The sequence below is a fragment of the Streptomyces sp. NPDC006624 genome (assembly GCF_040611555.1).
Taxonomy (GTDB): Bacteria; Actinomycetota; Actinomycetes; order Streptomycetales; family Streptomycetaceae; genus Streptomyces.
The window spans coordinates 131,127-157,434 of sequence record NZ_JBEXOM010000003.1; the positions used below are offsets into that span (position 1 = coordinate 131,127).

A 26,308-nucleotide genomic window follows, 5' to 3' on the forward strand; every position below is an offset into this window, starting at 1 on the left:
GGGGTTCTGCCCCGGTCTGTGGGGCCCGGGGCCCGCCCCCCCAAAAAACAGGCCCGCGCGCCCGTTCGGGGGGCCCCCCGGCCCGCCCCCCCCGCCGCGGCCGGCGGCCCCCGAACGAACCGAAGGAGAAGCATGCGATTCCTGTTCGTCGCCGGAGGCGGCGCCGCGCCGGTGCACGCCAGTGCGCCGCTCGTCTCCGCGGCCCGCACCGCGGGCCACGAGGTCGTCGTGGCCGTGCCGGAGGAGAACCTCGGCCTCGTCACCGGACTCGGTCTGCCCGCCCGCGGGGTGACCTCCCTGGGCATGGCCGACGCCATGCTCAAGGACCGGCAGGGCAACTGGCTGCCCATGCCCACCGGCGAGGACCACGAGATGGACTTCGCGGGTCGCGGCTTCGCCCGGCTCTCCGCGGCCGGCCTCGCGGGCACCTGGGAACTCGCCGAGGCCTGGCGGCCCGACGTGGTGATCGGCGGCGAGTACAACCTGGCCGGCCCGCTCGTCGCCCACCGGCTGGGCGTGCCCTGGGTCATGCACACCTGGGCCATCTACGACCGCACCGAGGTCGACTGGCGGGGCGCCACCGACGAACTGGCCCCCGAGCTGAAGGAGTACGGCCTGGACGCCGTCCCGGACGCCGCCCTCTTCGTCGACATCACCCCGCCCAGCGTGCGGCCCGGCCACGCCGAACCCGCCCAGCCCATGCGCTGGACGGCGGGCAACCCGCAGATCCCGCTGGAGCCCTGGATGTACGCCAAGGGCGACCGGCCCCGCGTGCTCATCACCTCCGGCTCCCGCAGCGCCTTCATCCCCGCCCTCGGCATGGACTTCTTCCGGCCCCTGCTCGACAACAAGCTGCTGCGCGACGGCGGCATCGAGGTCGTCGTCGCCACCGGCGAGCCGCTGGCCGGCCAGATCAGGGAGGCGTACCCCGACGTCAAGGCGGGCTTCGTCCCCCTGGACGTCATCGCGCCGACCCTCGACCTCGCCGTCCACCACGGCGGCGGCGTCACCGTGATGACCCTGCTCAGCGCCGGCGTGCCGCAGCTCGTGCTGCCCGAGATCATGGCCTCGGCGATACCCCTGCGCCGGGTCGACGAGTACGGCGCCACCGTCACCCTCGCCTCGCACCGGGAACCGCCCGAGGTGGTGGCCGAGGAGATCACCCGGATGCTCTCCGACGAGTCCTACCGCGGCCGCGCCCGGGACCTCGCCGACGAGATCGCCGCCCTGCCGGCCCCGGCCGAGGTGGTCAAGGCCATCGAGGCCCTGGTCTGAGCGTTCCGGCACGGCACCACCCTTGTCCGGCTCACCGGGTCACAGGGCCAGCACGGCCTCCCGCACCGCCGCGATCACCTTGTCCTGCAGCCCCACGGGCAGCGACGGATACATCGGCAGCGAGAAGATCTCGTCCGCCAGCCGCTCGGTCACGGGCAGCGAGCCGGGTCCGTAACCGAGGTGCGCGAAACCGGAGTTGGTGTGCACCGGCCAGGGGTAGCTGATGTTCAGCGAGATGTCCTGGGCCTTCAGGCGCTCGATGATCTCGTCCCGCCGGGGATGGCGCACCACGTAGACGTAGTACACGTGCTCGTTGCCCTCCGTCACGGACGGCAGCAGCAGCCCCCGCCCGGCGAGGTCGCCCAGCCCCTCGCGGTACCGCTCGGCCACCGCCCGGCGCCCCGCCACATAGGCGTCCAGCCGGCGCAGCTTGCGCCGCAGGATCTCCGCCTGCACCTCGTCCAGGCGGCTGTTGTGGCCGGGCGTCTGCACCACGTAGTACGTCTTCTCCATGCCGTAGTACCGCAGCCGCCGCAGCACCGCGTCCGTGTCCGCGTCCGGCGTGAGCACCGCCCCGCCGTCGCCGTACGCGCCCAGCACCTTCGTCGGGTAGAACGAGAACGCGGCGGCGTCCCCCATGGAGCCCGCGAGCCGGCCGTGGTGACGGGCGCCGTGCGCCTGCGCGCAGTCCTCCAGGATCGCCAGCCCGTGCCGCTCGGCGAGCGCGCGCAGCGGCGCCATGTCGACGCACTGGCCGTACAGGTGCACCGGCAGCAGGGCCTTGGTACGCGGGGTGATGGCGGCGGCCACCTGGTCGGTGTCCATCAGGAAGTCCTCCTCCCGGACGTCCACGAAGACGGGCGTGGCCCCCGTGCCGTCGATCGCCACCACCGTCGGTGCCGCCGTGTTCGACACGGTGACGACCTCGTCACCGGGGCCCACACCGAGCGCCTGGAGACCGAGCTTGACCGCGTTGGTGCCGTTGTCCACCCCGGTGCAGTGGGCCACGCCGTGATACGCGGCGAACTCCTCCTCGAATCCCGCCACACTCGGCCCGAGCACCAGCCTGCCGGACCGGAACACCGTCTCCACGGCGTCCAGCAGGTCCTCGCGCTCCGCCTCGTACTCCGGCAGGTAGTCCCACACGTAAGTCGTCATGCCGACGGCTCTCCTTTTCGCGTCGCGACCTCTCGTCGCTCGGTGAACTCACGCCAGTACGCCTCCACCGCGTCCGTGAGCGGCCTGCGCGGCCGCCAGCCGAGCGCTCGCCACGCGGGTCCGGGATCCACCCGTGACCAGGTCTCGGTGGAGTGCTGCCGCCCGGCCCCGCTGTGTTCCTCCACGACGGCGGGCAGTCCGCTGCGGTCGATCAGCAGATCGACCAGGGTCCGCACGGAGGTGCTCTCGCCGCTGCCGATGTCGACCAGTTCCCCGGAGCGCGGCGACAGCGCGGCGGCCACGACGGCCTCCGCGACGTCCCGCACGTCCACGTAGTCGCGGTGGGCCAGCAGCGGATCGAGACGGATCACGGCCGGGCGGCCGTTCGCCCGGGCCAGTTGCCCGGCGACCTGCCCGAGCAGGCTCACGTCCGGGCTGCCCGGACCGGCCAGGTTGCTGATCCGCAGCACCATCCCGGTCAGCCGGCCCGTGTGCAGCCGGTCCAGCACCGCCAGCGTCGCGGCGAGCTTGGCCCGGCCGTAGGCGCTGGTCGGCCGGGTCTCGGCGACCGCCGTCGTGGAACTGCCCTCCCGCATCCGGCCGTACTCCAGGACCGAGCCGAGGTGCACCAGCCGGGGGCGTTCGGACAGCAGGTCCAGGGCGTCCAGCAGCCGCAGCGTCGGAACGGCGGCCGCCTCCCACATCTGCTCGTCCCGGCGCCCCCAGATGCTGCCCACGGCGTTGACGACGACCCCGGGCCCGATCGCCGCCAGCTCGCGGGCCAGCCCGGCCGGCGCCGACGCGGCCAGGTCGCGGGAGAGGAACCGCCAGGGCGGGGGATCGGCCGGCGGCGTGCGGGCCACGGCCACCACGTCGAGGCCCCGTTCGTGCAGGGCGGCGCACACATGCCGCCCGAGGAAACCCGTACCGCCCAGGACGACGACCGTGCCGTTCGCGGACATGGTGTCCTTTCTGCCGCTGCCTGTGCCGTCACCGTCGGTGCCCGTGCGGTCGTGCCCCACGTCCGGGAACGGCGTGCCGAGCACATCGTGGACCGCCGCGATCGCGACTCGCTCAAGCCCCGGCCGGGTTCCAGCGGCGCTCGACGGGCAGCGGGGAGCCTGCGGAGCGGGAAGAGACCCAACAGCGCCTGGCAACGGAGGAGTTCGCATGTACGGTGCCGAGTCGGCCAAGATCTACCACGCCCAGCACACCGCACGGGGCAAGGACTACGCCGCGGAGGCCGAGACCGTGGCCGAGCAGATCCGCCGCCGGCTGCCGGGCGCCGCCAGCGTCCTCGACGTCGCCTGCGGCACGGGCGGTCACCTCGGGCCGTTCACCGAACTCATCGGCCGCGCCGAGGGCATCGACCTCTCCGAGCCGATGCTGGAGATCGCCCGCGCCGAGCTGCCGGACGTCCCGCTGCACACCGGCGACATGCGCTCCTTCGACCTCGGCCGCACCTTCGACGCCGTCACCTGCCTGTTCGCCTCGATCGGCTACGTCGGCTCGCTCGCCGAACTGCGCGAGTCCCTGGCCTGTTTCGCCCGGCACGTGGTGCCCGGGGGAGTGGTGGCCGTCGAACCGTGGTGGTTCCCGGAGACCTACGTCGACCGGTGGGTCTCCAGCGACGTCATCGAGTCGGACGGCACCACCATCGCCCGGGTCGCGCACACCGTCCGCGACGGCGACGCGTCCCGGATGACCGTCCACTACCTGATCGCCTCCCCGGACGGCGGCGTCCGGCACGTCACCGAGGTCCACCGGGCCATGCTCTTCACGCGCGAGCAGTACGAGGACGCCTTCCGGCGCGCCGGTCTGCGGCCCGAGTACGTGCCGGGAGTGCTCTCCGGACGCGGGCTGTTCGTCGGCGTCCTCGAGTGAGGGGGCCGTCCGGGCGCAAGCTCCGCTCCGACCGCGTTCGAGCGGGGCAGCGGACCATGCGTCCAGCCGAGCGCTTGCCCAGGGCGCTCACCGCCCGTCAAGAGAGGTGCCCCGTGGCCCGCCTGCTGCACATCGACTCCTCCCCCTCGCCCTACTCCGTCTCCCGCCGGCTCGCCGGGGTGTTCCGGGAGACCTGGGCCAAGGAACTGCCCGACGCGGACGTCACCCACCGCGACCTCGTGGCGGACCCGGTGCCCCATCTGGACGCCGACGGGGTCCACACCCTGCTCAACGCCCCCGAGACCGACGCCCAGCGCACCGCCGCCGCGCTCCACGACGTACTCGTCGAGGAGATCCTGTCCGCGGACGCCCTGCTGATCAGCGCCCCCATGCACAACTGGACCATCCCCTCGCACCTGAAGGCGTGGCTGGACCAGTCCCTGCTGATGGGCCGCACCCTGCCCTACGACCCGTCCGCCAACCCGCTCGCCGGCCGCCCCGCCACGGTGGTCCTGGCGTACGGCGGTGACTACGGCCCCGCCTCCCCGGACCACGCGATGGACCACTGCGCGCCCTACCTGAGGACCGTGCTGGGCCAGGTCCTCGGCTACGAACTGGAGATCGTCACGGCGTCGCACACCGTGGCGCCCTTCACCTCCCAGGACCCGGCCGAGCACGAGAAGGCCGCCGTGTCGCTGCGGGAGGCGGAGAACGCGCTCACGGACCGGGCCAGGACGGTCGCCGCCGTACCGGCCCGCGCCTGACACCGGGGACGGCCGCGGCGCCACACCCCGGGACAGCCGGTTCCCGGGGCGGCGGCCGCGGCGGGGCCCGAGACCCCGGGGGGACCGCACCAGGGCCCACCGGGGCACGGCCGCCGACGGCGCACGACGCCGTGACGGCCGTACCGGAGCCCGACACCGGGACGGGCCGCACCAGGGCCTGACGCCGGGGACGGCCGCACAGGGAGCCGGCCGCCGGGACCCACCCGTCCCGGCGGCCGGCCCTCAGACGTACCCGCCGGCCGCCGCCGCGTCCCGGACCCGCCGGGCCCAGTCGTCGCCGTCCGGCCAGGCCGCCCGGCGCAGCCGGTCGGTCAGCGTCCGCAACCGCTCGACCAGCTCGTCGGGCTCGTGCACCACGAAGTCGAACCCGAACGCCGCGACCCACACGGCCAGATGGTCCAGGCTGTCCGAGCCGATGCGCAGCAGACACGACTCGTCGTCGACGGGCTCCACCGTGCCGAGCGTGGACGGCACCTCCTCGGCGACCTCGACCGCCGACCCCCGCATCGTCAGCACGGCCCGGTAGCGGAACTGGGCGGTCGTACGGCCCGTCGAGAGATAGCCGACCAGGTCCTCCGACGGCAGCGCCCGGGGGGTGAACCGGGGTCCGGTCGGCACCTTGAGCCGCAGCCGGTCGACGCGGAACCTGCGCCAGTCCGACCGCTGCGTGTCCCACGCGAAGAGGTACCAGCGCCGCGCGTCGTGCACCAGCCGGTACGGCTCCACGTCCCGCACGCTCGCCGTGCCCTCGTAGGAGACGTAGTCGAAGCGCAGCCGCTCCCGGTCGCGCACCGCCGAGGCGATCGCGCTGAGGGCCGAGGCGTCGACCGTGCGGCCCGTCACCGGCATGGTGACCACCGCGGCGCTCAGCGTGTTGATCTGGTGCCGCAGCCGCGACGGCAGCACCTGGTCCAGCTTCGTCAGCGCCCGCAGGGACGTCTCCGTGATGCCCGTGACGGCACCGGCCGCCGCCGTGCGCAGCCCCACCGCGACGGCGACCGCCTCCTCGTCGTCGAGCAGCAGCGGCGGCAGCGAGGCACCCGCGCCCAGCTGGTACCCGCCGCCGACGCCCCCGATCGCGTTGATGGGGTAGCCCAGCGCGCGCAGCTTGTCCACGTCGCGCCGGATGGTCCGCGGACTCACGTCGAGCCGGTCCGACAGTTCCTGCCCTGACCAGTCCCTCTGGCTCTGGAGCAGCCCGAGCAGACGCAGCAGCCGCGCCGAGGTTTCCAACATGGCTGGAGTTTCCCATCAATGGCGGTCAATAGGTGACCGCCATTGCTCCTAACGTCGGTCTCACCACGGAAGGAGACCCCCCATGACCATTCTTGTCGCAGGTGCCACGGGCAACGTCGGACGTCCCCTCGTCGAGCAGCTGCTCGCCGCCGGTCACGAGGTCCGCGCGCTCACCCGCAACCCGGACAAGGCCGACCTCCCGGCCGGCGCCCGGGCGGTGGCCGGGAACCTGGCGGACACCGCCAGCCTCGCCCAGGCCTTCGACGGGGTGACGGCCGCGCACCTGATCAGCTTCAACGGCGAGGACTTCTCCCCGCTCACCAACGGCACCGAGATCGCCGACCTGGCCCTCAAGGCCGGTGTCCGCCGGGTGACCGTCCTCAAGGGCGACGTGGAGAAGAGCCCGCTGGAGCAGGCGGTCGAGGCGAGCGGCCTGCAGTGGACGCACCTGTCGCCGGTGGAGTTCATGTCCAACGCGCTGGAGTGGGCCGAGTCCGTGAAGACGGAGGGCGTGGTCCGCGAGGCGTTCCCGGAGGCCAAGAGCGCCATGGTCCACGAGGCGGACATCGCCGCGGTCGCGGCGGTGGCCCTGACCGCGGACGGGCACGCCGGCCAGGAGTACTGGCTCACCGGACCCGAGGCGCTGACCCCGCCGGAGAAGGTCCGGATCATCGGCGAGGCCCTCGGCCGCGAGGTGCGCTACGTCGAGCTGTCCCGGGACGAGATCGTCGGCCAGTGGCGCGAGCAGGGCTACTCGGACGAGGACATCGAGTTCTTCGTCATGATGCGCACCAACCCGCCGGAGGCCGGCTACACGGTCCTGCCGACGGTGGAGAAGGTGACGGGCAAGCCGGCCCGGACCTTCGCCCAGTGGGTGCGCGAGAACGCGGCCGCCTTCGGCGGCTGACGGCGGCCACCCTCCGCGGCGCACCACCGCGCGGCCTGCACGGCGCGCGCACCGGCCGCGGGCCGCGCCGCCCCCGAGCGGGAGCCGGGCGGGCATCCCCCGACCGCCCGGCTCCTTCCCCGGGAACACGCCCCGTCCACTCGACCACCGCTGTGGGCGTCGTCGAGCCCACCTGACAACCGTGGCGGACGACCTGTCGGGCCATCAGGCAATCGGGAGTCCGCCTTGACCGCAACCGCCCCGCCGACCGCACGCCGGCCGGACCCGCCCGCGCAGTCCCCGGCGCCGCGCATCGCCCGGTCCGCCCTGGCGACCTCCGGCCTCCTCACCGGCCTTGACCACTTCCACCGCTGGTTCACCGACGCGGCACGGCAGTTGGCCATGGACGTGCGGGAGGTGCCCCTGGAGGAACTCGCCGGCTGGCACACCGACCCCGGCACCGGCGACCTGCGCCACGACTCCGGCCGGTTCTTCTCCGTGACCGGACTGGAGGTGCACGCGCCCGGCGCGCCCGTCGACCGGTGGCGCCAACCCGTCCTCGACCAGCGCGAGGTGGGCGTCCTGGGCATCCTCGCCAAGGAGTTCGACGGTGTGCTGCACTTCCTGATGCAGGCCAAGAACGAGCCGGGCAACCCGGACGGGCCGCAGCTGTCCCCGACCGTGCAGGCGACCCGCAGCAACTTCACCCGGGTGCACGGCGGCACGAGCGTGCCGTACCTCGGCCACTTCCTCGACACCTCGCGCCACCAGGTGCTGGCCGACGTGCGCCAGTCCGAACAGGGCTCGTGGTTCTACCACAAGCGCAACCGCAACATGGTGGTGCTCGTGGAGGAGGACGTCGAGGCGCTCGACGGCTTCTGCTGGCTGACCCTGGGCCAGTTGCAGCGGCTGCTCGCCGTGGACGACCTGGTGAACATGGACGCCCGGACCGTGCTGTCCTGTCTGCCCTTCGCCGGCGACGGCCTGTCGGAGCTGTACTCGGTGGCGGACCAGGACTCCTTCGCGGCCGCCGTGGTGCGGTCCTGCGAGCCCTCGGCCACCGGCGAGCAGGCCGTCCGCGACCTGCTCGGCTGGCTGAGCGGCATCCGGTCGGTGCGCGAGGACGACGCCCGCCTGGTGCCGCTGCGGGACGTGGACCGCTGGCGGCGCGCCGGCGGCCGGATCGTGCACGAGGACGGCGCCTTCTTCAGCGTCATGGGCGTGTCCGTCTCGGCGACGGGCCGCGAGGTGCGCAGCTGGTCGCAGCCCCTGGTCGAACCCTGCGACGAGGGCGTGTGCGCCTTTCTCGTACGGCGCCGCGAAGGCGTGCTGCAGCTCCTCGTCCAGGCCCGCGCGGAGCGGGGCTTCGTGGACGCCATCGAACTGGCGCCGACCGTGCAGTGCACCCCGTCCAACTACGACGTGCTGCCCGAGGGCGCCCGGCCCCCGTACCTCACCGAGGTGCTGTCGGCCCGGCCGGAGCGGATCCGCTTCGACACCGTCCTCGCCGAGGAGGGCGGCCGGTTCTTCCGCGCCCGCAACCGGTACCTCGTCGTGGAGGTCGACGAGGACGACCGGGACTTCGGCACCCCGCGCCCCGGCTACCGCTGGGTGACGATGGCGCAGCTGGCCTCGCTGCTGTGCCACAGCCACTACCTCGACGTCGAGGCCCGCAGCCTCGTCGCCTGCCTGCACGGGCTGTCCGCCGGACTTCGACCTGACTTCGAGAGCACGCCCCGAAGCTGATCGCCGTCACTTCGTCACCCGACCGTTCCCGACCCGAGGAGACCACCATGGCCGCTCCGGACGACCGCCAGGGCAGCGTGACCTTCGTCAACCGGTTCACCGTCTCCGGTGACCCCGGCGACTTCGAGAAGGCCTTCGCCCGCGTCGCCGACTTCATGACCGCACAGCCGGGCATTCTCGGCTACACCCTGTCGCGGCACGCCGACGACCCGCAGCGCTACGTGAACATCGCCCGCTGGCAGGACGCCGCCGCGCTGCGTGCCGCCGTCGGCCGGCCCGGATTCCAGGAGCACGTGGGGGAGTTGCGCAAGCTGGCCGAGAGCACCTCCGAGCTCTACGTCGAGCGGCAGCGCTACCTCGACGGCGCCCCGGCGGCATGACGTCCCAGCCCGCCGCCGCACCCGGCGGCGGGCCGACCCACCGAGAGGAGCGGTGCCCGTGTCCGTGGACGAGCTGACAGCGGCGGTGCTGGCGGACGCGCCCGCCGAGGAACTCCGGCGCATCCCCCTGCCGGAGACCTACCGTGCCGCCTGCCTGCGCGCGGAGGAGGCCGGGATCTTCACCGGGGTCGACGACAAGGACGTGCGCAAGACGCTCCACGTCGACGAGGTCCCGCTGCCCGAACTGGCCCCGGACGAGGTGCTGGTGGCCGTGATGGCGAGCGCCGTCAACTACAACACCGTCTGGTCGGCGACCTTCGAACCGCTGCCGACCTTCGGCTTCCTGTCCCGCCTGGGCCGCCAGGGCGGCCTCGCCGCCCGCCACGACCTGCCCTACCACGTGGTCGGCTCGGACGGCGCGGGCGTCGTGGTGCGCACCGGCGCGGGCGTCGCGCGCTGGGCGGCCGGTGACCACGTGGTGGTCAGCTGCGTCCAGGTCGACGACCACGAACCGGCCACCCACGCCGACGCCATGCTCGGCACGGGCCAGCGCATCTGGGGCTACGAGACCAACTTCGGAGGCCTCGCCCACTACGCCGTCGTGAAGGCGAGCCAGCTGCTGCCCAAGCCGGGGCACCTGACGTGGGAGGAGGCGGGCAGCTCCATGCTCACCGCGGCCACCTCCTACCGCATGCTGATCAGTGACAAGGGCGCCCGCATCAAGCTCGGCGACGTCGTCCTGATCTGGGGCGCGGCCGGCGGGCTCGGCGCCTTCGCGGTGCAGCTGGTCAAGCAGGCCGGCGGCATCCCGGTCGCGGTGGTCGGCTCGCCGGACAAGGCCGGCGCGGTACGGGCCCTGGGCTGCGAGGTGGTGCTGGACCGCACCGCACTCGGACTCGGCGGCGGCGGAACCGGCGACGAACTGGCCGAGCAGGGCAAGCGGCTCGGGCGCGCCATCCGCGAGGCCGTGGGAGAGGACCCCGCGGTGGTCTTCGACTACGTCGGCCGGGCCACCTTCGGGATCTCCGTGTTCGTGCTGCGGCGCGGCGGCACGGTCGTCACCTGCGGCTCCAGCACCGGCTACCGGCACGAGTTCGACAACCGCTACCTGTGGATGCACTCCAAGCGCGTCGTCGGCAGCCACGCGGCCAACCTCATGGAACAGGCCGAGTGCAACCGGCTGTTCGACCTCGGCAAGCTCGTCCCCGTGCTCTCCGAGGTGCACGGCCTCGACGAGGTCGGCGAGGCGGCGCGCAGGGTCCAGCTCAACCGGCACCTCGGCAAGGTCGGCGTGCTGTGCCTGGCACCGCGCGAGGGGCTCGGCGTCACCGACCCCGAACGGCGCGCCGCGCTCGGCGCCGACACGCTCAACCCGTTCCGCCGCGTCGCCGGCTGAACACCCGCTCCACCTCCCGATGAAGTGACACGAAGCGAAAGGCTCTCCGGTACACCCCGCATGCGAAACACAGAAGACGACATCGTCATCGTCGGCGCCCGTGAGAACAACCTCAAGGACGTGTCCTTGCGGCTGCCCAAGAACAGGATCACGGTCTTCACGGGCGTGTCGGGGTCGGGGAAGTCCTCCGTCCTGTTCGACACCATCGCCGTGGAGGCGCAGCGGCAGCTGAACGGCACCTTCAGCTGGTTCATCCGCAACCAGCTGCCCAAGTACCAGCGCCCGCACGCCGACGTCATCGCGGGCCTCACCTCACCCGTCGTCGTCGACCAGAAGCCGGTCGGCGGCAACGCCCGGTCCACCGTCGGCACCATGACGGACATCTACTCCAGCCTCCGGGTGCTCTTCTCCCGCGTCGCCACCCCCGCCCACCCGCCCTCCGTGTACTCCTTCAACGACCCGCAGGGGATGTGCGCCGAGTGCGACGGGCTCGGCCAGGCGCGCCGCGTCGACGTCGACCGGATGCTCGACCGCACCAAGTCGCTGGACGAGGGCGCCATCCAGCTGCCCACCCACAAGGTGGGCAGCATGGACTGGCAGCAGTACGCCAACTCCGGCCACTTCGACACGGCCAAGCGCCTGTCCGACTACACCGACGACGAGTGGCAGATGCTGCTGTACGGCAGCGGCGGCAAGGTCACCGTCCGCACCGCGAACAGCACCGCGACGCTCAACTACGAGGGAGTGGTGGCGCGTTTCGCCCGCACCAACCTCAAACGCGACCTCAGCTCGCTCAGCGAACGCGGCCGCGCCAACGTCGAACGGTTCATCACCCTGGGCGAGTGCACGGCCTGCCGGGGCGCCCGGCTGAACCCGGCGGCCCTCGCGTCCAGGGCCGGCTCCCACACCATCGCCGACTGGGCCGGCATGGAGGTCAGCGATCTCATCCGGGTCCTCGAGGCCTTCGACGACCCGGTCACCGCCGCCGTCGCCGAGGGCGTGGTCACGGCGCTGCGCCGGATCGAGAAGGTCGGCCTCGGCTACCTCTCCCTGAACCGGCCGACGACGTCCCTGTCGGGCGGTGAGGCGCAGCGCCTGAAGACCGTGCGCCACCTCAGCAGCAGCCTGGTCGGCATGACGTACGTCTTCGACGAGCCGAGCACGGGTCTGCACCCGCGGGACGTGGGCCGGCTCAACGAGATGCTGCGGGAGCTGCGCGACCTGGGCAACACCGTCCTGGTGGTCGAGCACGACCCGGACGTCATCGAGATCGCCGACCACGTCGTCGACATGGGGCCCGGCGCCGGTGCGCACGGCGGCGAGGTCGTCTTCGAGGGGAGCGTCGCCGACCTCCGGCGCGCCGACACCCCCACGGGCGTCGGACTGCGGGCCATCGGCGGGGTGAAGGAACCGGTGCGCGAGCCGTCCGGGGAGCTGCGCGTCGAGGGTGCGAGCGTGCACAACCTGAAGAACGTCTCGGTGAGCATCCCGGCCGGCACGCTGACCGCGGTCACGGGGGTGGCGGGCTCCGGCAAGAGCTCCCTGATGGCCGGGGCCTTCATGGCCGCCCACCCCGACGCCGTCTTCGTGGACCAGTCACCCGTCAAGGGGTCCTCGCGGTCCACGCCCGTCAGCCACCTCGACGCCATGGACGCCATCCGCAAGCTGTTCGCCAAGGCGACGAAGACCCAGGTGTCGCTGTTCAGCTTCAACTCGGCGGGCGCCTGCGACGAGTGCAAGGGACGCGGCGAGATCGTCACCGAGCTCGCCTACATGGACCCGGTGCGCACGCGCTGCGAGGCCTGCGGCGGCCGCCGCTTCAAGGACGAGGTCCTGGCCCACACCCTGCGCGGCCGGTCCATCGCGGACGTGCTGGAGATGTCCGCCGAGGACGCGGTCGCCTTCTTCCACGAGCCCGAGGTGCGCGACAAGCTCACCGGACTGCTGGAGGTGGGCCTCGGCTACCTCACCCTCGGCCAGCCGCTGAGCACCCTGTCCGGCGGAGAGCGCCAGCGCCTGAAACTGGTCGGCCACCTGCACCGCACCGGCGCCGTCCACGTCCTCGACGAGCCGACGACGGGCCTGCACATGTCGGACGTCGACACCCTGGTCGCCCTGCTGAACCGGCTGGTGGACCGCGGCAACACGGTCGTGGTGATCGAGCACAACCTCGATGTCGTCCGGCAGGCCGACTGGGTCGTCGACCTGGGCCCGGACGGCGGCAAGCACGGCGGCGAGGTGGTCTTCACCGGCACCCCGGGCGACCTGCTGAAGTCCGAGACCTCGGTGACCGGCGCGTACCTGCGCCGCTACTGCGGCGCCTGACCGGCGAGCGGCCCCGCGGGCTCCCGCCCGCCGGGCCGCGCGTCACGGCGGCGTGCGACGGTGGAGGGGAACCGGCATCCGGACCTCCGGAAGGAGCACCGGCCATGACCACCCACCCGGCCCACCCCGGCGCCCGGTCGATCAGGACCACCCCCGAAGGCCTCCTGTGGGAGCCCAGCGAGCGCTGGGTGCGCGGCCGCAAGGGCGACGTCACCGTCGTCGACAGCCGGCACCCCGTCCTCGTCTGGGAACCCCACCTGCCCGTGCCGCAGTACGCCTTCCCGCGCGCGGACGTCCGCACCGACCTGCTCCACCCGGCGCAGCGCCCGCCCACGGGCGCGCACACCGGCTCCCGGATCTTCTACGACCTCGACGCCGACGGCGAGCCCCGCCGGAACGCGGCCTGGACGTTCCCCGCCGACGACCTGGCCGGCCACATCGCCTTCGAGTGGTTCCGGCGCACCGACACCGGCCTCGACCACTGGTACGAGGAAGAGGAGGAGATCTTCATCCACCCCCGTGACCCGCACAAACGCGTGGACGCGCTGCCCAGCAGCCGCCATGTGCGGGTCGAGGTCGACGGGACGGCCGTCGCGGACACCCGGTCCCCGGTCCTGCTCTTCGAGACGTCCCTGCCGACCCGGTACTACCTCCCCCGCGAGGACGTCCGCCTCGACCTGTTCGAGGCCACCGCCCACCACACCGGCTGCCCCTACAAGGGCACCGCCGCGTACTGGTCCTGGCGCGGCGGGGGTGAGGTGCCGCCGAACATCCTGTGGAGCTATCCCGAGCCGCTGCCCGCGGTCGCGGCGGTCCGGGGCCGCGTCGCCTTCTTCAACGAGGCCGTCGACATCACCCTCGACGGCGAGCGCCTGGAGCGCCCGGAGACACCGTTCAGCCGGATGCTGCGCGGGGAGAGCCGCCGGTGAGGCCGCTCAGGCCCGCACCAGCAACTGGAAGTCGAACGTGTACCGCGACGCCCGGTACAGGTGCCGTCCGTACTCCACCGCCCGCCCGGTGTCGTCGTACGCCGTGCGCTGCATGGTGAGCAGGGCCGCCCCCGCCGCCTCGTCCAGGCGGGCGGCCTCCTGGGCCGTCGCCGCGCGGGCGCCGACGGTCTGGCGGGCGCTGTGCAGGGTGAGGCCCGCTCCGCGCAGCATGCGGTACAGGCCCGTCGACTCCAGACGCGCGCTGTCGAGGTCCAGCAGCGTCGCCGGCAGGTAGTTGCACAGCAGTGCCACCGGCTGGCCGTGGGTGCGCCGCAGCCGTTCCAGCACGGTGACCTCGCCGCCCTCGGGCACGCCGAGGGCGGCCGCCACGTCGCAGGGCGCCGCGACGACCTCGTTGCGCACGACCTGCGTGGTGGGCCCCTGACCGGCCGCCTCCAGGTCGTCGTAGAGACTGCTCAGTTCCAGGGGGCGCCTGACCTGGCTGTGCACCACCTGCGTGCCCACCCCGCGCCGCCGGACCAGCAGCCCCTTGTCGACGAGGGACTGGATGGCCTGGCGGACGGTGGGGCGGGACAGGCCGAGGCGCACCGAGAGGTCGACCTCGTTGCCCAGCAGGTCGCCCGGCGTGAGGACCCCGTGCTCGATCGCCGCCTCCAGCTGCCGCGCGAGCTGGTAGTACAGCGGCACCGGACTGGCCCGGTCCAGGGCGAAGTCCAGCCGGGCCAGCGCGGGCGCGGCCGCGGTGCGGGCCCGGTCACCTGTCCTCGCCATGGACGGACCTCCCTTTTACGGGGTCAGGAGTTGCTGGGGAAGCCGAGGTTGATGCCGCCGTCCGACGGGTCCGGCCAGCGGGTGGTGACGACCTTGCCCTGGGTGTAGAAGGCGATGCCGTCGTTGCCGTAGATGTGCAGGTCGCCGAAGAGGGAGTCCTTCCAGCCGCCGAAGGAGTGGTAGCCGACGGGCACCGGGATCGGCACGTTGACGCCGACCATGCCCGCCTTGACCTCCAGCTGGAAGCGGCGGGCGGCGCCGCCGTCCCGGGTGAAGATCGCGGTGCCGTTGCCCCAGCGGGAGGCGTTGATCAGCTTGATGGCGTCGTCGTAGGTGTCGGCGCGGACCACGCACAGCACCGGGCCGAAGATCTCGTCCCGGTAGGCGTCCGCCGTCAGCGGCACCCGGTCCAGCAGCGAGACGCCGAGGAAGAAGCCGTCCTCGTGGCCCTCGACGGTCAGGCCCGTGCCGTCGACGACGACCTCGGCGCCCTGCTGCGCCGCGCTCGCCACGTAGGTGGCGACCTTGTCGCGGTGCTCGCGCGTGATCAGCGGGCCCATCTCGGACGCCGGGTCGGTGCCCGGGCCGATCCGCAGGTTCTTCGCGCGCTCGGCGATCCTCCCCACCAGCTCGTCACCGGTGTCGCCGACCGCGACCACGACCGACACCGCCATGCAGCGTTCGCCCGCCGAGCCGTAGGCCGCATTGATCGCCTGGTCGGCGGCGAGGTCCAGGTCGGCGTCGGGCAGCACCAGCATGTGGTTCTTGGCGCCGCCCAGCGCCTGGACGCGCTTGCCGTGCTCGACGGCCTTCAGCTGGATGTACTTGGCGATCGGCGTCGAGCCGACGAAGGAGACCGCCTCGATGTCCGGGTGCTCCAGGATGCGGTCCACGGCCGTCTTGTCGCCCTGCACGACGTTCAGCACGCCCTCGGGCAGACCGGCCTCGGCGGCCAGTTCGGCCAGCCTGAGCGAGGCCGACGGATCCTTCTCGCTCGGCTTCAGCACGAAGGTGTTGCCGCAGGCGATGGCGAGGGGGAACATCCACATCGGCACCATCGCCGGGAAGTTGAACGGCGTGATGCCCGCGACCACGCCGAGCGGCTGGCGGATGGAGGCGACGTCGACCCGGGAGGAGACCTGGGTGGACAGCTCGCCCTTGAGCTGGACGGAGATGCCGCAGGCGAGCTCCACGATCTCCATGCCGCGCGCGACCTCGCCGAGCGCGTCGGAGTGCACCTTGCCGTGCTCGCCGGTGATCAGTGCGGCGATCTCGTCGCGGTGCGCGTCCAGCAGTTCGCGGTACTTGAACAGGATCGCCGTGCGCTTCGCGAGGGAGGAGGTGCCCCAGCTCTCGAAGGCGGCCTTCGCGGAGGCGACGGCGGCGTCCACCTCGTCGGCGGTCGCGAAGGGGACCTGCTTCTCCTGGGCGCCGGTGGCCGGGTTGTAGACGGGGCCGAAGCGGCCGGAGGTGCCTTCGACGGGCTTGCCGTCGATCCAGTGGGTGAGGGTCTTCATGGTGTGCGAGGGCCTTTCGGGCAGCGGGGGGTCGGGCAGCGGGGGTCGGGCGGGGAGGTCAGAGGTGGCGGCGGCGGCCGGCGACCTGGCGGTCGTAGCGCTCGCGGGCCGCGACGGCGGCCTCGCGGGAGGCGGTCTCGGCGACCGGCACGTCCCACCAGGCCTCGGCCGGGGGAGCGGTCGGGGCCGGGTCGGTCTCGACGTACACGCACGTCGGCCGGTCCGAGGAGCGGGCCGCGGCCAGCGCCTCGCGCAGGTCGCGCACCGTCTTGGCGCGCAGGACGTCCATGCCGAGGCTGGCGGCGTTGGCCGCGAGGTCGACCGGGAGCGGGGCGCCGGTGAAGGTGCCGTCGGCGGCCCGGAAGCGGTAGGCGGTGCCGAACCGCTCGCCGCCGGTCTCCTCGGACAGCCCGCCGATGGAGGCGTAGCCGTGGTTCTGGATCAGGACGACGTTGAGCGGCAGGCCCTCCTGGACGGCCGTGACGATCTCCGTCGGCATCATCAGGTAGGTGCCGTCGCCCACCAGCGCCCACACCGGCGTGCCCGGGGCGGCCTGCTGGACGCCGATACCGGCCGGGATCTCGTAGCCCATGCAGGAGTAGCCGTACTCCAGGTGGTACTGGCGCGGGCTGCGCGAGCGCCACAGCTTGTGCAGGTCCCCGGGGAGCGAACCGGCCGCGTTGATCACCACGTCGTCGTCGCCGACGGCGGCGTCCAGCGCGCCGAGCACCTGCGTCTGGGTCGGGACGGCGCTGTCGTCGCCGGCGCGGAAGGCGGCCTCGACGACCTCGTCCCAGCGCTCCTTCCCGGCGCGGTACCCGGCCTCGTACGCCGCGCCCACCCGGTGCCCGGCCAGCGCCTCGGCCAGCGTCTCCAAGCCGGTCCGCGCGTCGCAGACCAGGGTGCGCGCGGCGAGCTTGTGCGCGTCGAAGCCGGTGATGTTGAGGTTGAGGAACCGCACGTCCGGGTTCTGGAAGAGGGTGCCGGAGGCGGTGGTGAAGTCGGTGTAGCGGGTGCCGACGCCGATCACCAGGTCGGCGGTGCGGGCGAGGTCGTCGCTGACAGCGGTGCCGGTGTGGCCGATGCCGCCGAGGTCGGCGGGGTGGTCGTGGCGCAGCGCGCCCTTGCCCGCCTGGGTGGAGGCGACCGGGATGCCGGTGGCGTCCACGAACGCCTTCAGCGCCTCCTCGGCCTCGCTGTGGTGCACCCCGCCGCCGGCCACGATCAGCGGGCGTTCGGCCGACCGGATCGCCTCGACGGCCGCCGTCAGCTCCACCGGGTCCGGCGCGGGACGCCGTACGGTCCAGACGCGCTCGGCGAAGAACTCCTCCGGCCAGTCGTACGCCTCCGCCTGGACGTCCTGGGGGAGGGCCAGCGTCACCGCGCCGGTCTCGGCCGGGTCGGCCAGCACGCGCATGGCCTGCAGCGCCGACGGGATGAGCGCCTCGGGGCGGTGGATCCGGTCGAAGTACCGCGACACCGGGCGCAGCGTGTCGTTGACCGACACGTCGGCCTCGACCGGGTGCTCCAGCTGCTGCAGCAGCGGGTCGGGGGCGTGCGAGGCGAAGTAGTCGCCGGGCAGGAGCAGGACCGGCAGCCGGTTGATGGTCGCGAGGGCCGCGCCGGTGACGAGGTTGGTGGCGCCCGGGCCGATCGAGGTCGTCACGGCCTGCGCGGACAGGCGGTTGAGCTGCCGGGCGTAGCCGACCGCCGCGTGCACCATGGACTGCTCGTTGCGGCCCTGGTGGAACGGCATCACATCGGCGTGCTCGACCAGCGCCTGGCCGACCCCGGCGACGTTGCCGTGGCCGAAGATGCCCCAGGTCCCGGCGATCAGCCGGCGGCGCACTCCGTCCCGCTCGGTGTACTGGGCGGACAGGAACCGCACCAGGGCCTGGGCGGTCGTCAGTCGGCGGGTGCGGGCGCTCATCGGGAGGTCTCCGGGGCGGTGTAGAGGGGGAGCCGGGGGTCGACCGGCTGGTCCGGCCAGGTGTCGCGGACCCAGGCGTGGTCGGGGTGGTCGCAGATCAGCCAGGCGCGCTCGGCCTCCGGGCCCGCCATGACGTTGAGGTAGTACATGTGGTGGCCGGGCGTGGCCATCGACGGGCCGTGCCAGCCGTCCGGGATGAGGACGACGTCGCCGTCGCGGACCTCCGCGAGCACGTCGGTGTCGCGGCCGGGGCCGGAGGGGGTCACGCGCTGGTAGCCGAGGCCGGGGACGCCGTCGTGGGCGGCGAACTCGAAGTAGTAGATCTCCTCCAGCACGGACTCCTCGCCCGGCCGGTGCTCGTCGTGCTTGTGCGGCGGGAACGACGACCAGTTGCCGCCCGGCGTGATCACCTCGACCGCGATGAGCTTGTCGCACTCGAAGACCCCGGCCGCGCCGAAGTTGTTGACCTGCCGGGAGCAGCTGCCGGTGCCCCGCAGCTCCACGGGCACCTCGGAGGCGGGGCCGTAGCGGGCGGGCAGCCGGCGCTCGCAGCGCGCGCCGGTCAGGGCGAACCGGCCGCCGGCGGCGGACGTCACGGTGGCCCGGGCGTCGCGCGGCACGTAGGCGAAGTCGCTCACCGCGCTGAAGACGTCGGGGCGGCCGTGCAGGTCGAAGGAGTCCCGGCCGAAGTCGTCGGCGGAGGCGACCGTGCAGGCGCCGCTGAGCGGGACGACGATCCACTCGCTGTCGCCGCTGTCGAAGGTGTGGGAGCCGCCCGGCGGCAGCTGAAGGACCCGCAGGCTGCAGTGGCCCCAGCCCGCCGTCTCGGGCGTGACGTCGACGACGTAGGGGCCGGCGAGCGCCTTGCCGGCGGGAAGGTGGTACGTCATGGCATCCTCCGGTTCACAGCAGACCGACGGCCGTGTCCACCGCCTCTTCCACGCTGCCCCCGGCCGGGTAGAGCAGCGAGCGCCCGACGACCATGCCCTGGACGGTGGGCAGCCGCAGGGCCTTGCGCCAGCGTTCGTAGGCGCCCTCCTGGTCCTCGCCGACCTCGCCGCCGAGCAGGACGACGGGGAGCGTGGAGGTCTCCAGGACCTCCGCCATGTCGTCCGGATCGTCGGTGACGGGCAGCTTCAGCCAGGTGTACGCGGAGGTGCCGCCCAGCCCGGAGGCGATCGCGATGGACCGGGTGACGGCCTCGGCGGACAGGTCGTTGCGGACCCGGCCGTCGACCCGCCGGGAGATGAACGGCTCGACGAACAGGGGCAGCCGGCGCTCCGCCATGGCGTCGATCGCCCGGGCGGTGGACTCCAGGGTGGTCAGCGAGCCCGGGTCGTCGTAGTCGACGCGGACCAGGAGCTTGCCCGCGTCGAAGCGGAGCCGGGCGATGTCCTCGGCGCGGTGGCCGGTGAAGCGGTCGTCCATCTCGAAACGGGCCCCGGCGAGGCCGCCGCGGTTCATCGAGCCCATGACGACCTTGTTCTCCAGCACCCCGAGCAGGAGCAGGTCCTCCAGGATGTCGGCGGTGGCGAGCACCCCGTCGACGCCGGGCCGCGACAGCGCGGTGCACAGGCGCTGCAGCAGGTCGGCGCGGTTGGCCATGGCCAGGCGCCGGTCGCCGACGCCGAGGGCGCCGCGCGCCGGGTGGTCGGCGGCCACGATCATCAGGCGGCCGCTGTCGCCGATCAGCGGGCGGCGCACCCGGCGCGCCGCCGCCTCGGCGACGGCCTCGGGATGGCGGGCTCTGACCGTGGTGAGGTCGGGGATGCCGATGTTCAAGGAAGGCTCCGTTCAGTGGCTCGTGCTCGGCGACGGTGCCCCGGCGAGGAGGTCCTCGACCTCGGACTCGGTGGGCATCGCGGAGGAGCAGGCGAGGCGCGAGGCGACGAGGGCGCCGGCGGCGTTGGCGTGGCGCATGGTCTTCTCCAGGTCCCAGCCGGCGAGCAGACCGTGGCACAGGGAGCCGCCGAAGGCGTCGCCGGCGCCCAGGCCGTTGACCACCTCGACCGGCACGGGCGGCACCTCGGCCCGGCTGCCGTCGCGGTGCACGGCCAGCACGCCCTTGGGGCCCTGCTTGACCACGGCCAGCTCCACACCCGCCTGAAGCAGCGCCTCGGCGCAGGCCTGCGGTTCGCGCACGCCGGTGGCGACCTCGCACTCGTCGAGGTTGCCGACCGCGACGGTGGCGTGGCGCAGGGCCTCGCGGTAGTGGGGGCGGGCCTGCTCGGGGTCCTGCCAGAACATCGGGCGCCAGTCCAGGTCGAAGACGGTGGTGCCCGCCTTGGCACGGGCCTGCAGGGCGGCGAGCGTGGCGGAGCGGCTCGGCTCCTCGCTCAGACCGGTGCCGGTGATCCAGAAGACGCGGGCGCCGCGGATCGCCGCGAGGTCCAGCTCGTCGCTCCGGATCTCCAGGTCGGGGGCCTTGGGGCGACGGTAGAAGTACAGGGGGAAGTCGTCCGGCGGGAAGATCTCGCAGAACGTGAGGGGGGTCGGGTACGCCGCCACCGGGGTGACCCAGCGGTCGTCGACGCCGAAGCCCTTCAGCTCCTCGTGCAGGTAGGTGCCGAAGGGGTCGTCGCCGGTGCGTGTGATGACCGCGGTCCGGCGTCCGAGCCGGGCCGCCGCGACCGCCACGTTGGCCGCGGAACCTCCCAGGAACTTCCCGAACGTCTCCACCCGGGCCAGCGGGACACCGGTCTGCAGCGGATACAGGTCGACCCCGATGCGGCCCATCGTGATCAAGTCGAAATACTGGGCTGGCTCGGCCATGCGCGACCTCCTCGGGAAGCTGGGGATGCGGGTCCGGAGGTGCCCTGCCACGGTGAAGGGCGGGGGATCCATGGACCTGCCGCCTCCCAGGTGTAGGTCCCGGAGGGCGGTGGTGTCAATAGTTTGTACTTACATTCGGACCTGCTTGTGAAATGATGTCTTAACAAAGTATTGACAGCGGGCGCTGCAAGGACTTGGATCCCGTGGCATCGCAACAGTCTGTTTGCGGCATCATGATCCGGACTCCGTAAGGCTCCGGGACCACGGATCCCTCGTGATCCCCTCCCTTTCCCCCGCAGTAGCACAGTGAGGTGCCAGGAAAGATGGACCGCTCTTCTCACCCCCGCTCCCGCAGGTTCGCGCCCGTAGTCGCCGTGGCCGCCGCGGCGGCCCTGACCCTCGCCGGCTGCTCCAGCAGTTCCGGGGGCAAGAAGTCCGAGGAAGGCGGCGCGGACGCCTCCGCCGGCAAGGCGAACACGCCGCGCATGACGGTCGCGCTGGTCACCCACCAGGCGCCCGGCGACACCTTCTGGGACACCGTTCGCAAGGGCGCCGAGGCCGCGGCCGCCAAGGACAACATCAAGCTCGTCTACTCCGCCGACCCGAACGCCGGCAACCAGGCCAACCTGGTGCAGAACGCGATCGACCAGAAGGTCGACGGCATCGCCGTCACCCTCGCCAAGCCGGACGCGCTCAAGAGCGTCATCGGCAAGGCCGAGAAGGCCGGCATACCCGTCGTCGGCCTCAACTCCGGCCTGAGCGACTGGAAGGAGCTCAACCTGCTGGAGTTCTTCGGCCAGGACGAGTCCGTCGCCGGCGAGGCCTTCGGCAAGAAGCTCAACGAGGTCGGCGCCAAGCACGCCCTCTGCGTCGTCCAGGAGCAGGGCAACGTCGGCCTGACCCAGCGCTGCGACGGCGTCGACAAGACCTTCGACGGCAAGCTCGACACCCAGAACGTCAACGGCACCGACATGCCGTCCGTGAAGTCGACGATCACCGCCAAGCTCAAGCAGGACCCGTCCATCGACTACGTCGTCACGCTCGGCGCCCCCTTCGCGCTGACCGCCGTGCAGTCGGTCGGCGACGCCGGCAGCAAGGCGAAGGTCGCCACCTTCGACCTCAACAAGGACCTCATCAAGGCCATCAAGGGCGACGACATCCAGTTCGCCGTCGACCAGCAGCCCTACCTCCAGGGCTACCTGGCCGTCGACGGACTCTGGCTCTACAAGAACAACGGCAACTACAGCGGCGGCGGCGAACAGCCCGTGCTGACCGGTCCGGCCTTCGTCGACAAGGCCAACGTCGACAGGATCGGGGAGTTCGCCGCGAAGGGCACCCGGTGATGAGCATGACCCAGCAGGCCACGCCGGCGGTGGGAACACCGCCGGCCCCCGGCCCGAAGCAGACCGACGGCCGGACGCGGCAGCGCCCGCTGGCGCTGCGGCTGCTCGCCCGCCCCGAGGTCGGCGTCTTCCTCGGCGCCGTCGCCGTCCTCGTGTTCTTCCTGTTCGCGGCGCCGCCGGTGCGCGACGGCAGCTCGATGGCGAACATCCTCTACCAGTCGTCGACCATCGGGATCATGGCCCTGCCCGTGGCCCTGCTGATGATCGGCGGGGAGTTCGACCTGTCGGCCGGTGTCGCCGTGGTCACCTCGGCGCTGACCGCGTCGATGCTCAGCTACCAGCTGACGCTGAACGTCTGGGTGGGCGTGGTCGTCGCCCTGATCGTGTCCCTCGGCATCGGCGCCTTCAACGGCTGGATGCTGGTCAAGACCGGCCTGCCGAGCTTCCTGGTCACCCTCGGCACCTTCCTGATCCTCCAGGGCGTGAACCTCGCCGTCACCAAGCTGGTCACGGGCAACGTCGCCACCGACGACATCAGCGACATGGACGGCTTCGCCGGGGCGCAGAAGCTCTTCGCCTCGACCTTCGAGGTCGGCGGGGTCAACGTCAAGATCACCGTCGTGTGGTGGCTGGTCTTCGCGGCCCTGGCCACCTGGGTGCTGCTGCGCACCCGGTACGGCAACTGGATCTTCGCCGTCGGCGGCAACAAGGACTCCGCGCGGGCCGTCGGCGTCCCGGTGACCTTCACCAAGATCTCCCTGTTCATGCTGGTCGGCTTCGGCGCCTGGTTCGTCGGCATGCACCAGCTGTTCTCCTTCAACACCGTGCAGTCCGGCGAGGGCGTGGGCCAGGAGCTCATCTACATCGCCGCTGCCGTCATCGGCGGCTGCCTGCTCACCGGTGGCTACGGCTCCGCGATCGGCCCCGTCTTCGGCGCCTTCATGTTCGGCATGGTGCAGCAGGGCATCGTCTACGCCGGCTGGAACCCCGACTGGTTCAAGGCCTTCCTCGGCGTGATGCTCATCGGCGCCGTCCTCATCAATCTGTGGGTCCAGCGCACGGCGACCCGGAGGTGACAGCCATGACCAGCAAAGAGACCGCCACCCACGGCGCCGTCCTGACGGACGCCCCGCCCGACGGGGACCGCCCCCTCGTCGAACTCCGCGCCGCCGGCAAGTCCTACGGCAACATCCGCGCCCTGCACGGCGTCGACCTCACCGTCCACCCCGGCAAGGTGACCTGCGTCCTCGGCGACAACGGCGCCGGCAAGTCCACCCTCATCAAGATCATCTCAGGGCTGCACCAGCACACCGAGGGCGAGTTCCTCGTCGACGGCGAGCCGGTGCGCTTCTCCAGCCCGCGCGAGGCCCTCGACCAGGGCATCGCCACGGTCTACCAGGACCTCGCGGTCGTCCCGCTGATGCCGGTGTGGCGCAACTTCTTCCTCGGCTCCGAGATGACCAAGGGCCCCTGGCCCGTGCGCCGTCTCGACATCGACAGGATGAAGAAGACCGCGGACGAGGAACTGCGCAACATGGGCATCGTCCTGGACGACCTGGAGCAGCCCATCGGCACGCTCTCCGGCGGCCAGCGCCAGTGCGTCGCCATCGCCCGCGCCGTCTACTTCGGCGCCCGCGTCCTCATCCTGGACGAGCCGACCGCCGCCCTCGGCGTCAAGCAGTCCGGTGTGGTGCTGAAGTACATCGCCGCCGCCCGCGAGAAGGGCCTCGGCGTCATCTTCATCACCCACAACCCGCACCACGCCTACATGGTCGGCGACCACTTCAGCGTGCTGCGCCTCGGCACCATGGAACTGTCCGCCTCCCGCAGCGACGTCAGCCTCGAGGAGCTGACCAACCACATGGCGGGCGGCGCCGAACTGGCCTCCCTCAAGCACGAGCTGGCACAGGTCCGCGGCGTCGACGTCGACGAGCTCCCCGAGGAGGGGGACCTCACCGCTCCCGCAGCCGCGCCTTCGGAAGGAAAGTCCTGACATGGCCCTCGCGCTCGACCGCATCCGGGTCGGCTCCGCCCCCGACTCCTGGGGCGTCTGGTTCCCCGACGACCCCCAGCAGGTGCCCTGGCAGCGCTTCCTCGACGAGGTCGCCGAGGCCGGCTACTCCTGGATCGAACTCGGCCCCTACGGCTACCTGCCGACCGACCCGGCCCGGCTCACCGACGAGGTGACCCGGCGCAACCTGAAGGTCTCCGCCGGCACGATCTTCTGCGGACTGCACCGCGGCCCCTCCGAGTGGGACTCCACCTGGGAGCAGGTCAGCCGGGTCGCCGCGCTGACCCAGGCCATGGACGCCGAGCACCTCGTCGTCATCCCGTCCTTCTGGCGCGACGACAAGACCGCCGAGATCCTGGAGGAGCCGGAGCTCACCACCGAGCAGTGGCGCCACCTCACCACGGGCATGGAGCGCCTCGGCCGCGAGGTGAAGGACACCTACGGCCTGGACATCGTCGTCCACCCGCACGCCGACACCCACATCGACACCGAGGAGCACGTCGAGCGGTTCCTCGACTCGACCGACTCCGCGCACGTCAACCTCTGCCTGGACACCGGGCACTACGCCTACTGCGGCGGCGACAGCGTCAAGCTCATCGAGACCTACGGCGAGCGCATCGGCTACCTGCACCTCAAGCAGGTCGACCCGGAGATCCTCGCCGACGTCGTCAAGAACGAGATCCCGTTCGGCCCGGCCGTCGCGCGCGGTGTGATGTGCGAACCGCCCGCCGGCGTCCCGGAGCTGGGCCCGGTCCTGACGGCCGCTCAGAAGCTCGGCGTGGACCTGTTCGCCATCGTCGAGCAGGACATGTACCCCTGCGAGCCGGACAAGCCGCTGCCGATCGCGGTGCGCACCCGCAAGTTCCTGCGGTCCTGCGGCGCCTGACGACCCGAAAGGACGGCCATGACGGAGCGCGCCCCCCTGGGAGTCGCGGTCATCGGTACCGGACGGATGGGCGCCGACCACGTGCGCCGCATCCATGAAGTCACCAGCGGAGCACGGGTGGTGGCCGTCGCCGATGTCGACGCGGAGCGCGCGAAGGCCGTCGCCGCCCGCGTCGACGGCTGCACCGCCCACACCGACCCGGCCGCCGCGATGGCGGCGGACGGCGTCGACGCCGTGCTGATCGCCTCCCCGGGACCGGCCCACGAGGCCACCCTGCTCGCGGCGTTCGAGCGCGACCTGCCGGTGCTGTGCGAGAAGCCGCTCACCCCCGACGCGGCCTCCGCCCTGCGCGTCCTCGAAGCCGAACTGCGCCTCGGCCACCGCCGGGTGCAGGTCGGCTTCATGCGCCGCTACGACCCCGAGTACGCCAAGCTGAAGGCGCTGCTGGCGACCGGCCAGCTGGGCCGGCCGCTGATGCTGCACAACCGGCACCGCAACGTCGCCAGCCCGCCCTTCTTCACCAGCTCCATGCTCGTCACCGACTCCGTCGCCCACGAGGCCGACGCGACACGCTGGCTGCTGGGCCACGAGATCACCGCGGTCACCGTGCTGCGCCCCACCCCCTCGGCCAGCGCCCCGGACGGCCTGCAGGACCCCCAGTTCGTGGTCTTCGAGACCGACGGCGGCGCGATCAGCGACGTCGAGATCTTCGTCAACTGCGGCTTCGGCTACCAGGTGCAGGCCGAGCTGGTCTGCGAACGCGGCACCGCCCGCATCGGCGACGGCCACGCCCTGGTCACCAGCATGGCCGGCCGCTGGGGCGGCACCATCGCCCAGGACTGGACGGAGCGCTTCGAGACGGCCTACGACCGCGAGGTCCAGGCCTGGGTCGACGTCACCCGCCGCGGCGAGGTGACCGGCCCGAGCGTCTGGGACGGCTACGCGGCGGCGGCGGTGTGCGAGGCGGGGGCGCGGGCGCTGGCGGACGGCGGCCGGGTGGAGATCGAACTCGCCGGGAAACCCGCTCTGTACACGTGATTCCGCACCGCGAGGAGGG

The 26,308-nt window shown here is 72.4% G+C and carries 23 protein-coding genes; 14 read left to right on the forward strand and 9 right to left on the reverse strand.

Features of this window, described 5'->3' with window-relative positions; all coding sequences use genetic code 11:
- Window positions 1-132: 132 nt before the first annotated feature.
- Window positions 133-1,275 (forward strand): glycosyltransferase, encoded by a 1,143-nt coding sequence (locus tag ABZY20_RS07040; protein WP_356437741.1) that lies wholly within the window; start codon window positions 133-135, stop codon window positions 1,273-1,275.
- A 39-nt stretch (window positions 1,276-1,314) separates the two neighbouring features.
- On the opposite strand, the gene ABZY20_RS07045 is transcribed toward ABZY20_RS07040, so the two are convergent.
- Both ABZY20_RS07045 and ABZY20_RS07050 read right to left on the reverse strand, forming a co-directional pair.
- Window positions 1,315-2,433: a DegT/DnrJ/EryC1/StrS family aminotransferase gene (locus ABZY20_RS07045; protein WP_356437743.1), complete on the reverse strand. Its 1,119-nt coding sequence runs from the start codon at window positions 2,431-2,433 to the stop codon at window positions 1,315-1,317.
- Window positions 2,430-3,395 (reverse strand): NAD(P)-dependent oxidoreductase, encoded by a 966-nt coding sequence (locus ABZY20_RS07050; protein WP_356437746.1) that lies wholly within the window; start codon window positions 3,393-3,395, stop codon window positions 2,430-2,432. Before ABZY20_RS07050 ends, ABZY20_RS07045 begins: the two co-directional genes overlap by 4 nt.
- Before the next feature lie 208 nt (window positions 3,396-3,603).
- On the opposite strand from ABZY20_RS07050, the gene ABZY20_RS07055 reads away from it, so the two are divergent.
- Both ABZY20_RS07055 and ABZY20_RS07060 read left to right on the forward strand, forming a co-directional pair.
- Complete coding sequence (locus ABZY20_RS07055; protein ID WP_356437749.1) at window positions 3,604-4,317, forward strand: class I SAM-dependent methyltransferase; 714 nt, start codon at window positions 3,604-3,606, stop codon at window positions 4,315-4,317.
- 113 nt (window positions 4,318-4,430) lie between these two features.
- Window positions 4,431-5,081 carry an NAD(P)H-dependent oxidoreductase gene (locus tag ABZY20_RS07060; protein ID WP_356437752.1) on the forward strand — a complete coding sequence of 217 codons (651 nt, stop codon included), beginning with the start codon at window positions 4,431-4,433 and terminating at the stop codon, window positions 5,079-5,081.
- 243 nt (window positions 5,082-5,324) lie between these two features.
- Here the strand turns inward: ABZY20_RS07060 and ABZY20_RS07065 are convergent, their stop codons facing one another.
- Window positions 5,325-6,338 carry a WYL domain-containing protein gene (locus ABZY20_RS07065; protein WP_356437755.1) on the reverse strand — a complete coding sequence of 338 codons (1,014 nt, stop codon included), beginning with the start codon at window positions 6,336-6,338 and terminating at the stop codon, window positions 5,325-5,327.
- Between the two features lie 82 nt (window positions 6,339-6,420).
- Between ABZY20_RS07065 and ABZY20_RS07070 the strand changes: the two genes are divergently transcribed.
- From ABZY20_RS07070 to ABZY20_RS07095, 6 genes are all read left to right on the forward strand, one after another.
- Window positions 6,421-7,245 (forward strand): NmrA family NAD(P)-binding protein, encoded by an 825-nt coding sequence (locus ABZY20_RS07070; protein ID WP_356437757.1) that lies wholly within the window; start codon window positions 6,421-6,423, stop codon window positions 7,243-7,245.
- Window positions 7,246-7,470: 225 nt separating this feature from the next.
- Window positions 7,471-8,970 (forward strand): NDP-hexose 2,3-dehydratase family protein, encoded by a 1,500-nt coding sequence (locus ABZY20_RS07075; protein ID WP_356437759.1) that lies wholly within the window; start codon window positions 7,471-7,473, stop codon window positions 8,968-8,970.
- A 47-nt stretch (window positions 8,971-9,017) separates the two neighbouring features.
- Window positions 9,018-9,350, forward strand: coding sequence for an antibiotic biosynthesis monooxygenase family protein (locus ABZY20_RS07080; RefSeq protein WP_356437761.1), 333 nt, complete (start codon window positions 9,018-9,020; stop codon window positions 9,348-9,350).
- A gap of 64 nt (window positions 9,351-9,414) precedes the next feature.
- Window positions 9,415-10,746, forward strand: coding sequence for a crotonyl-CoA carboxylase/reductase (ccrA, locus tag ABZY20_RS07085; protein ID WP_356438660.1), 1,332 nt, complete (start codon window positions 9,415-9,417; stop codon window positions 10,744-10,746).
- 60 nt (window positions 10,747-10,806) lie between these two features.
- Window positions 10,807-13,071, forward strand: a complete 2,265-nt coding sequence (locus ABZY20_RS07090; protein ID WP_356437764.1) for an excinuclease ABC subunit UvrA — start codon at window positions 10,807-10,809, stop codon at window positions 13,069-13,071.
- 104 nt (window positions 13,072-13,175) lie between these two features.
- Entirely contained in the window at window positions 13,176-14,000 is an 825-nt protein-coding gene (locus ABZY20_RS07095; RefSeq protein ID WP_356437767.1) for a DUF427 domain-containing protein, read from the forward strand.
- Between the two features lie 6 nt (window positions 14,001-14,006).
- Here ABZY20_RS07095 and ABZY20_RS07100 read toward each other — a convergent pair whose 3' ends face one another.
- From ABZY20_RS07100 to iolC, 6 genes are read right to left on the reverse strand one after another with little or no spacing between them, the layout of a single operon-like run.
- Entirely contained in the window at window positions 14,007-14,792 is a 786-nt protein-coding gene (locus ABZY20_RS07100) for a GntR family transcriptional regulator (protein ID WP_356437769.1), read from the reverse strand.
- A gap of 23 nt (window positions 14,793-14,815) precedes the next feature.
- Window positions 14,816-16,309: a CoA-acylating methylmalonate-semialdehyde dehydrogenase gene (locus ABZY20_RS07105; protein ID WP_356437772.1), complete on the reverse strand. Its 1,494-nt coding sequence runs from the start codon at window positions 16,307-16,309 to the stop codon at window positions 14,816-14,818.
- Window positions 16,310-16,367: 58 nt separating this feature from the next.
- Window positions 16,368-18,239 (reverse strand): 3D-(3,5/4)-trihydroxycyclohexane-1,2-dione acylhydrolase (decyclizing), encoded by a 1,872-nt coding sequence (iolD, locus tag ABZY20_RS07110; RefSeq protein ID WP_356437774.1) that lies wholly within the window; start codon window positions 18,237-18,239, stop codon window positions 16,368-16,370.
- Complete coding sequence (gene iolB, locus ABZY20_RS07115; protein WP_356437776.1) at window positions 18,236-19,129, reverse strand: 5-deoxy-glucuronate isomerase; 894 nt, start codon at window positions 19,127-19,129, stop codon at window positions 18,236-18,238. The genes iolD and iolB overlap by 4 nt, the downstream gene beginning before the upstream one ends.
- Window positions 19,130-19,142: 13 nt before the next feature.
- Window positions 19,143-20,021 carry a deoxyribose-phosphate aldolase gene (locus tag ABZY20_RS07120; protein WP_356437778.1) on the reverse strand — a complete coding sequence of 293 codons (879 nt, stop codon included), beginning with the start codon at window positions 20,019-20,021 and terminating at the stop codon, window positions 19,143-19,145.
- 12 nt (window positions 20,022-20,033) lie between these two features.
- Window positions 20,034-21,011: a 5-dehydro-2-deoxygluconokinase gene (gene iolC, locus ABZY20_RS07125; protein ID WP_356437780.1), complete on the reverse strand. Its 978-nt coding sequence runs from the start codon at window positions 21,009-21,011 to the stop codon at window positions 20,034-20,036.
- Window positions 21,012-21,334: 323 nt separating this feature from the next.
- Here iolC and ABZY20_RS07130 point away from each other — a divergent pair, with 323 nt between their 5' ends.
- Genes ABZY20_RS07130 through ABZY20_RS07150 form a run of 5 tightly spaced genes read left to right on the forward strand, consistent with a single transcriptional unit; the run spans window position 21,335 to window position 26,289 of the window.
- Window positions 21,335-22,354 carry a sugar ABC transporter substrate-binding protein gene (locus ABZY20_RS07130; RefSeq protein ID WP_356437782.1) on the forward strand — a complete coding sequence of 340 codons (1,020 nt, stop codon included), beginning with the start codon at window positions 21,335-21,337 and terminating at the stop codon, window positions 22,352-22,354.
- The gene (locus ABZY20_RS07135) at window positions 22,354-23,430 is read left to right on the forward strand and encodes an ABC transporter permease (RefSeq protein ID WP_356437784.1); all 1,077 of its coding nucleotides are present in this window, start codon (window positions 22,354-22,356) and stop codon (window positions 23,428-23,430) included. Before ABZY20_RS07130 ends, ABZY20_RS07135 begins: the two co-directional genes overlap by 1 nt.
- Window positions 23,431-23,435: 5 nt before the next feature.
- A complete protein-coding gene (locus tag ABZY20_RS07140; protein ID WP_356437786.1) occupies window positions 23,436-24,347 on the forward strand; it encodes an ATP-binding cassette domain-containing protein in 912 nt (303 codons plus the stop codon).
- Window position 24,348: 1 nt separating this feature from the next.
- Window positions 24,349-25,251 carry a sugar phosphate isomerase/epimerase gene (locus tag ABZY20_RS07145; RefSeq protein WP_356437788.1) on the forward strand — a complete coding sequence of 301 codons (903 nt, stop codon included), beginning with the start codon at window positions 24,349-24,351 and terminating at the stop codon, window positions 25,249-25,251.
- 18 nt (window positions 25,252-25,269) lie between these two features.
- The gene (locus tag ABZY20_RS07150) at window positions 25,270-26,289 is read left to right on the forward strand and encodes a Gfo/Idh/MocA family oxidoreductase (protein ID WP_356437790.1); all 1,020 of its coding nucleotides are present in this window, start codon (window positions 25,270-25,272) and stop codon (window positions 26,287-26,289) included.
- Window positions 26,290-26,308 lie beyond the last annotated feature (19 nt).

What these genes read in the sequence shown, in the direction of transcription:
- ABZY20_RS07040 (WP_356437741.1), top strand. Translation starts at nt 133, where the DNA reads ATGCGATTCCTGTTCGTCGCCGGAGGCGGCGCCGCGCCGGTGCACGCC.
- ABZY20_RS07045 (WP_356437743.1), bottom strand. Translation starts at nt 2,433, where the DNA reads ATGACGACTTACGTGTGGGACTACCTGCCGGAGTACGAGGCGGAGCGC.
- ABZY20_RS07050 (WP_356437746.1), bottom strand. Translation starts at nt 3,395, where the DNA reads ATGTCCGCGAACGGCACGGTCGTCGTCCTGGGCGGTACGGGTTTCCTC.
- ABZY20_RS07055 (WP_356437749.1), top strand. Translation starts at nt 3,604, where the DNA reads ATGTACGGTGCCGAGTCGGCCAAGATCTACCACGCCCAGCACACCGCA.
- ABZY20_RS07065 (WP_356437755.1), bottom strand. Translation starts at nt 6,338, where the DNA reads ATGTTGGAAACCTCGGCGCGGCTGCTGCGTCTGCTCGGGCTGCTCCAG.
- ABZY20_RS07070 (WP_356437757.1), top strand. Translation starts at nt 6,421, where the DNA reads ATGACCATTCTTGTCGCAGGTGCCACGGGCAACGTCGGACGTCCCCTC.
- ABZY20_RS07080 (WP_356437761.1), top strand. Translation starts at nt 9,018, where the DNA reads ATGGCCGCTCCGGACGACCGCCAGGGCAGCGTGACCTTCGTCAACCGG.
- ABZY20_RS07090 (WP_356437764.1), top strand. Translation starts at nt 10,807, where the DNA reads ATGCGAAACACAGAAGACGACATCGTCATCGTCGGCGCCCGTGAGAAC.
- ABZY20_RS07095 (WP_356437767.1), top strand. Translation starts at nt 13,176, where the DNA reads ATGACCACCCACCCGGCCCACCCCGGCGCCCGGTCGATCAGGACCACC.
- ABZY20_RS07100 (WP_356437769.1), bottom strand. Translation starts at nt 14,792, where the DNA reads ATGGCGAGGACAGGTGACCGGGCCCGCACCGCGGCCGCGCCCGCGCTG.
- ABZY20_RS07105 (WP_356437772.1), bottom strand. Translation starts at nt 16,309, where the DNA reads ATGAAGACCCTCACCCACTGGATCGACGGCAAGCCCGTCGAAGGCACC.
- iolD (WP_356437774.1), bottom strand. Translation starts at nt 18,239, where the DNA reads ATGAGCGCCCGCACCCGCCGACTGACGACCGCCCAGGCCCTGGTGCGG.
- iolB (WP_356437776.1), bottom strand. Translation starts at nt 19,129, where the DNA reads ATGACGTACCACCTTCCCGCCGGCAAGGCGCTCGCCGGCCCCTACGTC.
- iolC (WP_356437780.1), bottom strand. Translation starts at nt 21,011, where the DNA reads ATGGCCGAGCCAGCCCAGTATTTCGACTTGATCACGATGGGCCGCATC.
- ABZY20_RS07130 (WP_356437782.1), top strand. Translation starts at nt 21,335, where the DNA reads ATGGACCGCTCTTCTCACCCCCGCTCCCGCAGGTTCGCGCCCGTAGTC.
- ABZY20_RS07135 (WP_356437784.1), top strand. Translation starts at nt 22,354, where the DNA reads ATGAGCATGACCCAGCAGGCCACGCCGGCGGTGGGAACACCGCCGGCC.
- ABZY20_RS07140 (WP_356437786.1), top strand. Translation starts at nt 23,436, where the DNA reads ATGACCAGCAAAGAGACCGCCACCCACGGCGCCGTCCTGACGGACGCC.
- ABZY20_RS07145 (WP_356437788.1), top strand. Translation starts at nt 24,349, where the DNA reads ATGGCCCTCGCGCTCGACCGCATCCGGGTCGGCTCCGCCCCCGACTCC.
- ABZY20_RS07150 (WP_356437790.1), top strand. Translation starts at nt 25,270, where the DNA reads ATGACGGAGCGCGCCCCCCTGGGAGTCGCGGTCATCGGTACCGGACGG.